8 protein-coding genes are annotated in these 14,896 nt (G+C 63.4%); 1 reads left to right on the forward strand and 7 read right to left on the reverse strand.

The window, feature by feature from the left end:
* Nucleotides 1–22 precede the first annotated feature (22 nt).
* Together GJ668_RS03670 and GJ668_RS03675 are read right to left on the reverse strand one after the other, a co-directional pair.
* The gene (locus GJ668_RS03670; protein ID WP_155448765.1) at nt 23–1,537 is read right to left on the reverse strand and encodes a sensor domain-containing diguanylate cyclase; all 1,515 of its coding nucleotides are present in this window, start codon (nt 1,535–1,537) and stop codon (nt 23–25) included.
* On the reverse strand, nt 1,518–4,625 hold the full coding sequence (locus GJ668_RS03675) for a chemotaxis protein CheB (RefSeq protein WP_155448766.1): 3,108 nt from the start codon (nt 4,623–4,625) through the stop codon (nt 1,518–1,520). Before GJ668_RS03675 ends, GJ668_RS03670 begins: the two co-directional genes overlap by 20 nt.
* A gap of 122 nt (nt 4,626–4,747) precedes the next feature.
* Between GJ668_RS03675 and GJ668_RS03680 the strand changes: the two genes are divergently transcribed.
* Entirely contained in the window at nt 4,748–5,305 is a 558-nt protein-coding gene (locus tag GJ668_RS03680) for a protein disulfide oxidoreductase (RefSeq protein ID WP_155448767.1), read from the forward strand.
* Nucleotides 5,306–5,347: 42 nt separating this feature from the next.
* On the opposite strand, the gene lpdA is transcribed toward GJ668_RS03680, so the two are convergent.
* The 5 genes from lpdA to GJ668_RS03705 all read right to left on the reverse strand — a co-directional run.
* Nucleotides 5,348–7,069 (reverse strand): dihydrolipoyl dehydrogenase, encoded by a 1,722-nt coding sequence (gene lpdA, locus GJ668_RS03685; protein WP_155448768.1) that lies wholly within the window; start codon nt 7,067–7,069, stop codon nt 5,348–5,350.
* A 67-nt stretch (nt 7,070–7,136) separates the two neighbouring features.
* Nucleotides 7,137–8,513 (reverse strand): dihydrolipoyllysine-residue acetyltransferase, encoded by a 1,377-nt coding sequence (gene aceF, locus GJ668_RS03690; RefSeq protein ID WP_186342860.1) that lies wholly within the window; start codon nt 8,511–8,513, stop codon nt 7,137–7,139.
* Between the two features lie 35 nt (nt 8,514–8,548).
* Entirely contained in the window at nt 8,549–11,209 is a 2,661-nt protein-coding gene (gene aceE / locus GJ668_RS03695) for a pyruvate dehydrogenase (acetyl-transferring), homodimeric type (protein WP_155448770.1), read from the reverse strand.
* 117 nt (nt 11,210–11,326) lie between these two features.
* Nucleotides 11,327–14,161: a UvrD-helicase domain-containing protein gene (locus tag GJ668_RS03700; protein ID WP_155448771.1), complete on the reverse strand. Its 2,835-nt coding sequence runs from the start codon at nt 14,159–14,161 to the stop codon at nt 11,327–11,329.
* A 198-nt stretch (nt 14,162–14,359) separates the two neighbouring features.
* The coding region (locus GJ668_RS03705) for an RNA-guided endonuclease InsQ/TnpB family protein (protein WP_155448772.1) at nt 14,360–14,896 on the reverse strand (537 nt) is incomplete at its 5' end.

Raw genomic sequence — 14,896 nt, forward strand, 5'->3', positions numbered from 1 at the left:
AATGGCCGTTATCCAGGCACTGTCATGGTTTGGCGGGATCGCTGGCGAACCAATAGCCGCCCGGATTCGAGCGCTTGGCCTGGTAGAGGGCGCGATCGGCCTGTTGCAGCAGGGTCTGGATGCTGTCGCCGTCGCGCGGAAAGAGACTGACGCCCAGACTGGAGAAACACTTCAGCTCCAGCTCCAGCCCCTCCAGCCTGTAGGCCGGTGTCAGGATGTCGATGGCATGACGGGCCACGCGCGTGGCGTGTTCGGTATCGCGCACATTGGCCAGCACGACGATGAATTCATCGCCACCGAGCCGGGCGACCAGATCCTCGGCGCGGAAGGCGGCGCGTAGCCGCTGTGCGACCGCTTGCAGCAGTTGATCCCCGATGGCATGACCGTACTGATCATTGACGGCTTTGAACCGGTCCAGATCGAAGAACAGCACGGCCAGTTGGTGGCCTGCGCGGCTGGTGCTCGCCAGCATGTGCTGCGCGATCTGGTCGAACAGGGCGCGTGTCGGCAAGCCGGTCAGTGGGTCTTGCTGGGCCAGCCGGATGGCGTGCTCCTCGGATTCTTTGCGTCGTGTGACGTCCTGATCGATCAGCAGCACGCGCTCCAGGGCGCCGTCGGAGGCGCAGAGCGGGGCGAGCTGGGTCGAGAACCAGCGGTAGCGGCCATCCGCGCCCCGCAACCGATACTGGATCTCGCAGGCGCCGGTTGGGTCGGCAACGAACTCCCCGAGTTGTGCCAGGGTGCGACCGCGATCCTCCAGGTGCAGCGCGTCGGACCAGTCGACGAGACAGGTCGGGCGAATGTCCGGCGCATCACTTGGCGGCCAGTGCCAGTCGGGCGGGAACATGACATGATCCGTGCGCGGCTCCCACTCCCAGCAGCTCAACCCGGCGATCTCGGTCACCAGACGTAGCCGCTCCCCGCTGTCGCGCAGGGACTGCTCGACGCGCTTGCGCGCTGTGATGTCGACCAGGACGACGCGGCAGGAACCCGCCGGCGGCGGCTGCGTCTCGGGCGCCAGACAGATGTCCAGAGACACCCAGCACGCCGGCCCGGGCTGTTCGCGCCGCAGACGCAGCTCGTAGGATTGGGGCTTGCGCATGGATCGGAGCCGGCGTTGCGCCTGGTAATGGATGTCCTGGTCGCCGGGATGGATAAAATGGGTCAGTCGCTGCTGCGTCACGAAGTGGCGCTCGACCCCGAGCAGGGTCGCGGCGGCGAGATTGGCCTCCTGGATCACGCCTGCCTCGCTCAATGTGAGATAGCCGACCGGGGCAAGTTCGTAGAGATCGAAGTAGCGCGCGTGCAGGAGCGCCAGTTCGTCCTGCGCGCGGTGCAGTTCCTCGTTCTGTAATTCCAGCTCGATCTGATGCACGCGCAGTTCATGGATCAAATGCTCGATCGCCTCGGGCGTCAGGGTCGCGAGGGGGGCATAGGCGCGCCTGTGCAGATGTTGCTCGGCGCGCGCCCGCAACCCTGGTTCGGCGTCTGCGGAGTGCTCATTTGGCTCAGATCCTTCATTCGTCTGCTCGCTCATTTCGACTCCCGGGTGATAGAGATTCCGATGGACTTGCAACGCTCTGAGCATCTGCCGCGGCAGTGTGCACCCCGAGATCTTCGATCGCCAGCAGGATCAGACGGCCCTGGTCGTCGCCAGGATCGATTTGGCGGGCGTTGAGGCGCATGGTGCGTGTTCCGACATGTGGGAAGTCATGACTGACTTCGTAGTCGTCGAAACTGGCGCCAGTCGACTGAATCTCAAGTAGAAGCTGGCGCAACGCCGGGATGTCCCATTGACCATCGCCCAGCTTGAACAGCGGCTGGCCCAGGGTTTCGGTCTCGCTCACCTTGAAGCAGCGATAGAACGCCCGATTGGCCGAGGCGATCCGCCACTTCTCGGTCAGCACCAGCAAGGGCTCGCGCACCGTATCCACGATCGCCTCGGCCATGGTCCGTGCCGAGTGCAGCGCATCTTCCATGCGCTTGCGATTGGAGATGTCAACGAAGGTGATCACCGCGCCCTCGATGACATTGTCGAGCGTGCGATAGGGACCGATGCGCATCAGATACCAGTCACCCTGCAACGTTTGAACCTCGTGTTCGCAGGTGACCAGCGTATTGAGCACGGCCAGCGTGTCCTGCATGAGATCCGTATAGTTGACCAGGTTGGAGACAATGTCGCCCACTGAGCGCCCGATGTCGGTCTTGATGAGCTTGATGAGGTGGGTCGCCGTGGGTGTGAAACGGGTGATGCGCAACTGATGGTCGACGAAGAGCGTGGCCACGCCGGTGCCGGCGAGCAGATTGTTCATGTCATTGTTGGCGCGCGAGAGATCGACGACCTTGTTCTGCAGCTCGACATTGACGGTGGCCAGTTCTTCGTTGACCGATTGCAACTCTTCCTTAGAGGTTTCCAGTTCCTCGTTGGTCGATTGCAGCTCTTCGTTGACCGACTGCAACTCCTCGTTGGTCGATTTCAGCTCCTCGTTGGCCGTCTCCATCTCTTCGAGCGTGGTCTGGAGATACTCATCCTTGGCGCGTAGTTCCAGTTCCAGCTCGACGATGCGCCGGTCGCGCCCCGACTCAGGCTGAGGTTCCTCGCCCTCGCGGATCTCTTCTAACGCCGCCAGGGATCGCGGCGCTTCGAATACCACCAGATACAGATTGCTCGGACGACTGCTATCGGACTGATCCGGCCGCAGTGGACGCACGCTCAGATCGACGCGGACGAAGCTGTCATCGGTGTTGACGCGGATGTTCGGAACCTGGACCACTTCCTTGCGTGCCACACTGCGATGCAGGGCCGCCGTGAGCGGGCGGGCGAGTCCTTCGCGGGCCATGCTCAGGATATTGGTCGCCGTGTCACCGGCGGGCAGCTCCAGGAGCTGACCGGTCCGGCCCAGGATATGAAGGATATCGCCACGCCCATTGACGAGAATGGCCACCGGGTTGTAATGCGCCAACAGGGTCTGTTCGGTCAGCACGCGCAGGTCGACCTTGACCGGGCGCGGCTCACGCGGGGCCGGCATCTGAGATGCATTGATGACAGGCGCATTCGCTGTCAGGAACTCGCCCATGGCCGGCGCCGGAACCCCGAACAGATGCTCACGCCGCAGAAAGAGCTTGCACTTGCGATTGAGCGGACTGAAGAGGGTGAATGAGTCGCCGACGGTCTCCGAGTTGCCCAGAAAGAGCACGCCCTCTGGATTGAGCGCATAGTGAAAAATCGGCATCAGGCGCTTTTGCAGCTCAGCGTTGAAATAGATCAGCAGGTTGCGACAACTGATCAGATCCAGGCGCGAGAAGGGCGGATCCTTGATCACATCCTGTTCGGAGAAGATCAGCAGATCGCGGATGCCCTTTTGGATGCGGTAGCCATCGCCATCGGGGTTGCGCGAAAAATAGCGCGCCAGCCGTGCTTCAGAGACATCGGCAGCGATGCTGCTCGGATAGCATCCAGTACGCGCTTGCTCGATGGCGCGCGCATCGACGTCGGTGGCGAACACCTGGACGCGGAAACTCTGCTTCAGGGTCTCGATGTGCTCTTGCAGCAGGATGGCGATGGAATAGGCTTCTTCCCCGGTCGAGCAGCCGCAGACCCAGACCCGCACCGGCGCCCCGGCCGACTTGCCGGCGAACAGGCGCGGGATGATGTCGCGCTCCAGCACCTCGAAGGCGTCGGTGTCGCGGAAGAAGCAGGTGACACCGATCAGCAGGTCACGGAACAGCTCGTCGAGTTCGCCGGGGGTTTGCTGGAGATAACGGACATAATCGCTCTGGCGGTCGATCTGGTGCAGCGCCATGCGCCGTTCGGTGCGGCGGACCAGGGTGCTCTGCTTGTACTGCGAGAAGTCATGACCGGTGCGGTCACGCAGCAGGATGCAGATCTTGCTCAGCGTGTCCCCGGGCTGTCCGGTCGCGCTGCTCAGTCGCGCCCCGGCGCCGAAGGCATGGGCGACATAGGCCATGATCTGGGCCGGCATCTCCGCCGGTGGCAGCACGAAATCGGTCAGCCCGGTGGCGATGACACTGCGCGGCATGGCATCGTAGTCCGCTGTTTTGGGCGACTGTGCGATGACCAGTCCGCCTTCGCCCTTGATGGTGCGCGCGCCCAGGGTGCCATCACTGCCGGAGCCCGAGAGCAGAACGCCGATCGCCCGTTCGTGCTGATCGAGTGCCAGCGAGCGGAAGAAGAAATCGATCGACAGCCGTCGTCCGGGCACGGCCGTCGATTCCAGCAGGCGCAATGTGCCCTGGAAGAGCGCCATGTCGAGATTGGGCGGGATGACGTAGATACAGTCCGGCTCGACCCGCATCCCGTCCTCGACCTCCTGCACCCGCATGCGGGTATAGCGCTTGATGAGTTCGGTCAGGAGGCTCTTGTGATCGGGGGCCAGATGCTGTACCAGCACGAAGGCCATGCCGGTTTTCAGGTCAGGTGGAATCGCCGCGAAGAACGCCTCGAAGGCCGCCAGTCCGCCGGCCGAGGCGCCGAGACCGACGATCGGAAAGTGTGCCGGATGGACGGATGCATCCGGGATTTCGCTTGAATTTGGTGGTGTTTCGGCTCGATCAGGTGGCATGTCGGCGTCCATCATCTCGCCGTCGGATGTGCTTTTCCGCATGGATGTGCTCTGCTCTCTCAAGTCTCGTGCTCTGTTCGGTGTCGTCGGCACCGTTCGGCATCACTCTGACGCACTTTGCACCGCTTTGAAATCAGTTTTTCAACTCAGAGGAGAAATTTGGAATGTCGCTCGACCCAGAGCCGTCGCCAGAACAGGCTTTTGAGCCGGATTCGCCGCAAACGCGGCGGTGGAGCACTCGACTGCGCGAGTGGCTGATCAATATCGCCCTGATACTGGCGATCGTCTTCGCTGTGCAATGGTGGAAGGGGCGGACACTGGCGACGGGCGAGGCACCGCCGCTGGTTGGCGTCACACTGGAGGGGACGCCGATCGATCTCGCCGACTGGCGCGGGCGTCCGGTGCTGGTGCATTTCTGGGCGACCTGGTGTCCGGTGTGCCGGATCACGGATGGCACCATCGACGCCATCGCCGACGATCACGCGGTGGTCACGGTCGCGATGCAATCGGGGACGCCGGATGAGATTCGCGCCTACATGCGCGAGGCCGGGCAGGACTTTCGGGTTATCTCAGACCCTGACGGTCGTCTGGCGCGGGCCTGGGGTGTCGCGGGCGTGCCGACCAGCGTCGTGATCGATGGCGATGGACGTATTCGCTCGTCGATCGTCGGGGTTAGCACTGGGTTTGGGTTACGGCTGCGTCTTTGGTTGGCGGGGCGGTAGGGTACGCATGGCGTACCCTACGCGGATGCGGTTCGACAGAGACTAACGCTTCTTCGGCGGCATCAGGTCCGTGATGGAACCATGCGCCATCTCGGCGGCGAGTCCGATCGTCTCGCACAGCGTCGGATGCGGGTGGATGGTCAGCCCGATGTCCTCCATGTCGGCGCCCATCTCCAGCGCCAGCACGGCTTCACCGATCAGCTCACCGGCATTGGGGCCGACGATGCCCGCGCCCAGGATGCGCTTGGTCTCGGGATCGAACAGCAGCTTGGTCATCCCCTCGTCGCGATGGATGCCGAGCGCACGTCCGCTCGCGGCCCAGGGGAAGACGCCCTTCTCGTAGGGGATGCCGTCGGCCTTGGCCTGAGTCTCGGTCAGGCCCATCCAGGCAACCTCGGGATCGGTGTAGGCGACCGAGGGGATGGTCAGCGGGTCGAACAGCGAGGGCTGTCCGGCGATGACCTCGGCGGCGACCTTGGCCTCGTGCGTGGCCTTGTGCGCCAGCATCGGACCGCCGACCACATCGCCGATGGCGAAAATATGCGGCACATTGGTGCGCTGATGCTGATCGACCTTGATGAAACCATGCTGGTCGACCGTCACGCCGGCGGCCTCGGCGTCGATGTGCTTGCCGTTGGGCAGACGACCGACGGCCACCAGCACCTTGTCGTAGAGTTCTTCGCCCGGATGCTTGCCCTCGAACACCACCTTGATGCCCTCGGGACCGGCGCTCATGCTCGCGACCTTGGTTTCGAGCCAGATGTTCTCGTAGCGCTTCTTGATGAGCTTCTCGACCGCCTTGACCAGATCCGGGTCGCAGCCGGGCATGAGCTGATTCTTCAGCTCGACCACATCGATGCGCGAACCGAGCGCGCTGTAGACGCTCGCCATCTCCAGACCGATGATGCCGCCGCCGACGATCAGCAGCCGCTCCGGCACATCGACCAGGGCCAGGGCATCGGTCGAATCCATGACGCGCGAGTCTTCGTGCGGAAAACCGGGGATCTTCAGCGGCGAGGAACCGCAGGCGATGATGGCCTGATCAAAGCGCACCCGCACGCGACCTTCACGGGTCTCGACGCCGATCCGGTTGGGCGACTCGAAGCGCCCGGCGCCCTGGACGACCTGGACGTTGCGCTGCTTGGCGAGCGCCGTCAGGCCGCCGGTGAGCTTGGCGACGACCTTGTCCTTGCCGGCGCGCATTTTGGCCAGATCGACTTCCGGCTCGCCATAGGTCACGCCCATGACATCGAGCGTCTTGACCTCTTCCATGATGGCGGCGGTGTGCAGCAGCGCCTTCGACGGGATGCAGCCGACGTTGAGACAGACGCCGCCGAGTGTCGGATAGCGCTCGATCAGAACCACCTTCTTGCCCAGATCGGCGGCGCGAAACGCCGCTGTGTAGCCGCCGGGACCGGCGCCGAGCACCACCACCTCGGTGACGATCTCCTGGGCGGCGGTGGCGGGCGCGGCGGCGGCGCTGTCGTCGCTCTCGGCACTCGACGCGGACACGTCCCCACCCTCGACATCAAGGGTGAGGATCAGGTCGCCCTGCGAGATCAGATCGCCGACCTTGACGTTCACGGCCTTCACGATTCCGGCCTGGGGCGCGGGGATTTCCATGCTGGCCTTGTCACTCTCGACCGAGACCAGTGATGTCTCAGGTTCGATCCGATCACCGGGGGCGACCAGGATCTCGATGATCTGCACGTCCTTGAAATCTCCGATGTCCGGAACCTTGACCTCGATGATGCTGCTGCTCATGGTGGGGGCTTCTCTCACGGGCGCCGCAGGCGCTGAAAATCGTTATGGGATAAGACCCGCCATCCTATCAGATCAGCAAGCGTCGGATATCGCCGAGCAGCTCGCGCAGCAGGCTGGTGAAGCGTGCGCCATCGGCGCCATCGACCACGCGATGGTCGTAGGACAGCGACAGCGGCAGCATCAGGCGTGGCACGAACTCGCGTCCGTTCCAGACCGGTTTCATCTCGGAACGCGAGACACCGAGAATCGCGACCTCGGGTGCATTGACGATGGGCGTGAACGCCGTCCCACCGACGCCGCCGAGACTGGAGATCGAAAAGCAGCCGCCCTGCATGTCGCCCGGCAGCAGTTTGCCGTCGCGCGCTTTGGCGCTGAGTTCAGCCAGTTCGCCGGCGAGTTGATGCAGACCCTTCTGGTCGACATCGCGCACCACAGGAACGACCAAACCGTTCGGCGTGTCGACCGCGACGCCGATATGGGTGTAATGCTTGTGAACCAGACTCTCGCCATCCGCCGTCAGTGACGCCTTGAGCACGGGCATCCGCGCCAGCGCCGTCGCCACGGCCTTGAGCAGGAAGGGCAGCAGGGTCAGCTTGACGCCCGCCTTGGCCGAGGCGTCTTTCTGGGCCTGGCGGAAGGCTTCGAGTTCGGTGATATCGGCCTCGTCGAACTGGGTGACATGCGGGATGCCGACCCAGCAGCGGTGCAGATGACGGCCGCTGAGCTTGCGGATGCGCGGCAGCTCCTGGATCTCGGTCGCGCCGAAGCGGGCGAAATCGACCTCGGGTGCGCTCGGAAGCTGGAAGACGCCCGTGGTGCTCGGCTCAGTCGCGCCGCCGCCCTGGGCCAGGGTCTGTTTGACATAGCCCTGGACGTCGTCCTTGACGATGCGCCCCTTGGGACCGGAGCCTTTCACGCGCGCCAGATCCACGCCCAGTTCGCGTGCAAAGCGCCGCACGGCCGGGCTGGCATGCGCCTTACGGCCACGGGCGATGGCGGTCATGTCCTCGGGACGCGGCCGCACCGGCGCCTGGCGGTGCTCGGTCTCGCCGGGCGCGCGGCGGGGCGATTCAGGCTCGGCATCGAGTTCAACGCTGGGGCTGGGTTCGGACGTCGCTTTGGGCGCCGCCGGCGCCGGAGTCTGGGCCACAGCGGCTGGCGCTGGCGTTTCGGTTTGGCTCGAACCCTCGACAGCCGCCGCCCCGGCAGACTCGACCCGCATCAGCCGATCACCCTGACTGACACAGTCGCCAACCTTGACCAGCACCTCCTGGACCAGTCCGCCCATCGGCGCTGGAACCTCGATGGTCGCCTTGTCGCTTTCGAGGGTCAGAATGGATTGTTCGGCTTCGATCCGGTCGCCGGGGGCGACCAGGATTTCGATGATCTCGACACCGGAAAAATCTCCGATGTCGGGCAATAGAATCTCTTCGAGGCTAGACACGCGCAATGCTCCTTAAAACCTGTTGACCGGATGACTCAGACGTTCACGGGGTTGGGCTTGTCCGGATCGATGCGGTATTTGGCGATGGCGTCCGTCACCATCGACACCGGAACCTGGCCCTCGTCGGCGAGTGCCTTGAGCGCCGCGAGCGCGACGTAGTAGCGGTTGACCTCGAAGAATTTGCGAAGCTGGCGACGCATGTCACTGCGCCCGAAGCCGTCGGTGCCCAGGGTCACATAGCGGCGCGGTACATAGGGCCGGATCTGATCGGCCTGGAGCCGCATGTAATCGGTGGCGGCGACAATGGGGCCATGCGTATCGCCAAGCTGGGATTCGACATAGGTGAGACGCGGTGTCTGATCGGGATGGAGCCGGTTCCAGCGCTCAGTCTCGATGCCTTCGCGGCGCAGTTCGTTGAAGCTGGTGACGCTCCAGACCGTCGAGGCGACGTCGAAGTCCTGCTCCAGCAACTCAGCCGCCGCCAGCACCTCACGCAGGATGCTGCCCGAGCCGAGCAACTGGATCTGGCGCTCACTGTCGCCCTCGGTCGCCTGTCGGACTGGATACAGCCCCTTGAGGATGCCTTCGGCACAGCCCTCGGGCATCGCCGGCTGGACATAGTTCTCGTTCATCGCCGTGATGTAGTAGAAGACGTTTTCCTTGTCCTGATACATCCGCCGCAGACCGTCCTGCACGATCACCGCCAGCTCATAGGCATAGGCCGGATCGTAGGCCACACAGTTGGGGATGGTCGAGGCCAGCAGCAGGCTGTGCCCGTCCTGATGCTGCAAGCCCTCACCGGCCAGCGTGGTCCGTCCAGCCGTGCCGCCGATCAGGAAGCCGCGCGCGCGCATGTCGCCCGCGGCCCAGGCCAGATCGCCGATACGCTGGAAGCCGAACATCGAGTAATAGATGTAGAACGGAATCATGCTCTGGCCATGATTGGCATAGGCCGTGGCCGCCGCGATCCAGGACGACATGGCTCCGGCCTCGTTGATGCCTTCCTGCAGGATCTGGCCCTTTTTGTCCTCGCGGTAGTACATGACCTGATCGGAGTCGACCGGCTCATAGAGCTGACCCTGCGAGGCGTAGATACCGAGCTGACGGAACATGCCCTCCATGCCGAAGGTGCGCGCTTCGTCCGGGACGATGGGCACCACATAGGGTCCAACCTGCTTGTCGCGCACCAACAGCGTCAGCAGCCGCACGAAGGCCATAGTGGTCGACATCTCCTTGTCGCCGCTGCCGTCGAGCAGTGACTGGAAGGCGTCGAGCGACGGCACCTGGAGCGCGGCGGCCTCATCGCGCCGCGCCGGCAGGAAGCCGCCGAGCTGCTCGCGCCGGGCGTGCAGATACTGACTCTCGGCACTGTCGGGCGCCGGCTTGTAGAAGGGCGTGGCGTCGATCTGATCGTCCGAGATCGGGATGTTGAAGCGGTCGCGGAAGGCACGCAGCGCGGTCTCGCCCATCTTCTTCTGCGAGTGGGTGATGTTCATGCCCTCACCGGCCACGCCCATGCCATAACCCTTGACCGTCTTGGCCAGGATCACGGTCGGCTGGCCGGTGCAGGTCATGGCGGCGGCATAGGCATTGAAGACCTTGATCGGATCATGACCGCCACGGTTGAGCCGCCAGATGTCCTCGTCCGACATATTGGCGACCATCGCTTTGAGTTCGGCGTACTTACCGAAGAAGTGCTCGCGGGTGTAGGCGCCGCCCTTGGCCTTGTAAGCCTGATAGTCGCCGTCGAGACATTCCTCCATGCGCTTGAGCAGCAGCCCCAGCGTGTCGCGCGCGAACAGCGGATCCCAGTAGCGGCCCCAGACGACCTTGATGACGTTCCAGCCCGCGCCCCGGAACACAGCCTCCAGTTCCTGGATGATCTTGCCGTTGCCGCGCACCGGGCCGTCGAGGCGTTGCAGGTTGCAGTTGACCACGAACACCAGATTGTCGAGCCGCTCGCGCGCGGCCAGCGAGATTGCGCCCAGGGATTCCGGCTCGTCCATCTCGCCGTCGCCGAGGAAAGCCCAGACCTTGCGCCCGGCGGTGTTGACCAGTCCACGATCACGCAGATAGTGCATGAAGCGCGCCTGATAGATGGCCATCAGCGGCCCGAGCCCCATCGACACCGTCGGGAACTGCCAGAAGCCGGGCATCAGCCAGGGATGCGGATAGGAGGGCAATCCATGGCCGTCGACCTCCTGCCGGAAGTTGTGAAGCTGGTCCTCGCTCAGCCGCCCTTCGAGAAAGGCGCGCGCATAGATACCGGGCGCGGTGTGGCCCTGGAAGAACACCAGATCCCCGCCATGATCCTTGGTGCGTGCATGCAGGAAGTGGTTGTAAGCGACATCGACCAGGGTCGCCGAGGAGGCGAAGCTGGAGATGTGTCCGCCCAGCTCGGTCGAGAGGCGGTTGGCCTGGACCACCATGGCCATGGCATTCCAGCGCACCAGTGAACGGATGCGCCGCTCCATCGCCAGATCGCCCGGAAAGGGCCGTTCGGCCTGGACCGGGATGGTGTTCAGATAGGCGGTGTTGGCGCTATAGGGCAGATAGGCGCCCGAGCGGCGGGCCTTGTCGATCAGGCGTTCGAGCAGGAAATGGGCGCGCTCGACGCCCTCGTTCTCCAGCACGGCTTCGAGCGAGTCGAGCCATTCCTGAGTCTCTTGCGGATCGATATCGGGCTTGTGGGTCATGTCGCTTCCAGGGAGACGTTGCGAGACGATGTCGGTTTAGACAAAGTTGCAAGTATACCTGGATCGGAAAATGATTAAATACTGAGGATTCGATTTAGCAATGCAGGTGTCAGGGCGTCACTTGGGCGTCTGTCCCGCCTCCAGATCTTTCAAAAGGGTCCGTAATTCCGTCATGGCCTGTTCGGCCTCGGTGTTCGGATCCCACACGAAGTTACCCCAATGGACGGCATCGCGCAGCTCGGCGGCCAGTCGCTGCGGCTGGAGCAGGCTGTAGATGCGGCGCCACTCGCCCTCGACGCGCAGGGCCAGACGAGGATTGATCAGATACTGGCCGTGGCGCAGACGCAGGAACAGCTTGCGGTTGTAGCGATCCTCGCGGCTGACCTCGTTCTTCGACAGGATCGAGGAGATATAGGTGCGCTTCTTGCGCCGCTCGGGCACCACGCTATCCGGAAAGTGTTCCAGCAGCTCGGCGAACTCCACCGCCGAGAGCGCCTGACGCCGTCTGGCCCAGCGTTCGCCGAGACGTTGATAGAACAGCACCATGGCGATGCAAAGCATCAGATATTCCATGTGCCGCTGATCGAGCCGGATCAGGCGTCCGTCGACCTGGATGTCGAGATGGGGCGGCGCCAGCCGCGTGAACAGGGCCGGCAGCTTGGAACGGGCGAAGCGCGCATCGGCACAGGCCCGCTCCAGGGCGATCTGGAAGGCGTTGAGTCCGTTGCCGTCGGTCAGACTGGTGTCGGCGTCGCGATCGAGTAACACCTCGACCAGCTCGGCATTGCCCATGCGGCTGGCGATCATCAATGGGGTCTGGCCGAAGACGTTGCGGAAGTCGACCCCGTATTGATCGATCTGGCGCAGCACCGCGCTCGGCTGCTTGAGCGTATAGGGCAGATAGTGGGTGCGTTCGAGCAGCGGCATCGCCTTGTCCGGATGCTGCGCGGTCTTGAAGCCGCCCTGGATCAGGGCATTGAGCAGGCGCTGATCCCGATAGACCAGGGCGTATTCCATGAGCGCGATCCGCGCCTTCTTCTCGCCCTTCTGGAGCGCCTTGTCTTCCAGCTCGGCCAGCGCCTCGCCCTGGAGCACCGCCCAGGGCACACCGCGCTGCTTGAGGATCTGTTCGCGGATCTCGGCTGCCTGCTCCTCCTTGCCCTGGAGTTCGAGGCGATGCGCCTCGTGACGCCATTCCTCCAGACTCGACTGCGTGCTCTCGACCTCGTCGACCTCGGCCAGCGCCTCACCCAGTCCCAGCAGTGCCAGCAGACCATGTTTGGACTGCGGCTCGATCAGGTACAGGTTCTTCACCGCGCGGGTCACGGCCACATACAGGGCATTGATGTAGAACTTGTAGATCTCCAGCGACTTGTCGCCCTTGTCGCGGACACGCGCATAGCGCAGCTCGCCTTCCAGATCCGCCCGACTGAGATCGCCGGCGATCTCGCGAAAACGCTTGTCCTCGCTGGAGATGAAGCCGTACAGCAGCACGTTTTCGTATTCCAGCCCCTTGGCCTCGTGGATCGAGAACACCAGCGGGGTGCGGAAGAAGCGGCGCACCTCGGCCTTCTGTTCCGGATGCAGCACCAGGATGGCGAAGCGCGCCGAGGCGGCCGTGCGCTGGTCGAGATCGCGCTTGACGCGGTCGTTGTCCTGGAGCAGGACCACGCGCCCGCGTGTCGGACCGCAACTGCGCACCAGATAATTGCTCTCGCGGTCCACCGAGCCGAAGCGGGCGTGCTTGACGTGCAGCAGCCGGTTGGCGATGGCTGTGACCTGGGGCGAGTTGCGGAAGTTGGCGTTGAGGATGCGGATCAGATCCGCCGAAATTCCATCGCCCTGCTCGCGCCAGAACAGGGTCTTGACCTTGGACCAGGAGAAGAAGTTGGGATGGACGATCTGGTTCGAGTCGCCGCACAGCAGGAACTGGGTCGGATCGCGCAGGGCGCGCAGGATGAGCAGCAGCTGGACATTAGTCAGATCCTGCACCTCGTCGACGACCACGAAGTCATAACGCGGCTGGACCTGTTCAAGCCAGGCGTGACTGACCAGATTGGCGTCGAACCAGCCCTGTTCGTCGAGGAAGCGCCGATACTTTTCGAACAGGTCATAGACCTCGGCCCGGACTTCGGGCGGATAGATCGACTGCTTGACGCCGAGCGCGACATAGTCCTCGCGGCTGAGACAGGGCCGTTCGGGATCGGCGCCCGTGATCGCGCCCTGGAACTCCTCGAACAGTTGATGGCTGTCCTTGAGCGCCTTGGGCAGACGCTGACGATCGGCCCAGGCGGCGAAGGCGCGCGGCGTGATCTCCTTACCCGTCGGCACCTGGATGCTCTCCAGATACTCGCGGAAGGAGAGGAAATCGACCTCCTGATCCTCGCGCTCCCAGCCGTTGGCGTAGTAGAGCGTGCGCGCGTTCTGGACCAGGAAGGCCGAGCGGGTGACATAGAGCACGTCGCCGCGCGTTTCCTTCATCTTCTCCAGAGTCAGCGCCGTTTTGCCGCTGCCGGCCGAGCCGATGATGATGAGCGGCGGCGGCTGGTGGTAGATCGCGTCCTGCTCGTCGTCGAAGGACAGCACCTTGTCGAGCAGATGGAATCGGGGCAGTCGGGGATTGAGATAGGGCAGCTCGGGCGCCGCGTCCGCGATCTCGGGGGCGACGGCTGGAATCTGGTCTTCGTCGATCTGGGCGCCGTGCGCGAAAAAGCGCGACTTGTCGTAGGCATGGGCGGGGATGTATTCGAGCATCAGGGCGTAGCACTCGTCCTGATGACGATAGAGCGCGAACAGCATCCGGTTGCTGCGATCGAGCCGCGCGCGATAGAGATTGTCACCGACCTTCTTGACCTCGGCGGAACGGAAATCGTCGGCGGCCAGATAGGCGGTGAGCTTGTCGTAGCCGGGGATCTTCGCCGGATCGAGGCCGCGATAGGTGAGGATTTTCATTGGCGATGCAGGTCTACTCAGTTCCGGACAAAGGGATTGACGATGGTTAGACGGCCATCGATGTTTTACCCGTGTTGCATGTCTTCGCTGTAGAGTGTGGAGCAACCGCTCATAAAAACCTACCCAAACTTGCACGAAGCTGAATAAGTCTGTTCACGTCGTCAACGCCAGTGCGGGCGAACCCGTCTTACCTGACTCTTACGTGCGTTTAAGGTCTCGCCTGAGCGCGTCGCGACCATACTGATCAAGGTTTTTGGCGGCGTTGAGGTCGCGATCCATGACGTGCCCACAGTCGCAGACCAGCGTGCGCTGCGACAGCGGCATGTCGTGGGTCTGACCGCAGGCGTGACAGGTCTTGGAGGATGGAAACCATCGATCCGCGATGATGACGGTCACGCCGCGCCATTGGGCCTTGTATTCGATCTGCCGCCGTAACTCGCCAAAGCCGGCATCGGAGACGGCGCGGGCGAGTCGGCGGTTCTTCGTCATTCCAGTGACGTTCAGGTCTTCAATCGTGATGACCTGATAGGTGCGGGTCAGGTGATCGGACAGTTCATGGAGCACCGCCTGACGTTGGTTTCTGATCCGCTGATGCAGCCGGGCCACCTTGAGCTTGGCTTTCGCTCGGCGTCGGCTGCCTTTGACTTTGCGCGACAGTGTCCGTTGTCGGCGCTGCAAACGCTTGAGGTTCTTCTTGAGCGCCGGGTTGGCGGGGATGACCTCGCCGGTACTCAA

Source organism: Allochromatium palmeri (genome assembly GCF_009720725.1).
Taxonomy (GTDB): Bacteria; Pseudomonadota; Gammaproteobacteria; order Chromatiales; family Chromatiaceae; genus Thermochromatium; species Thermochromatium palmeri.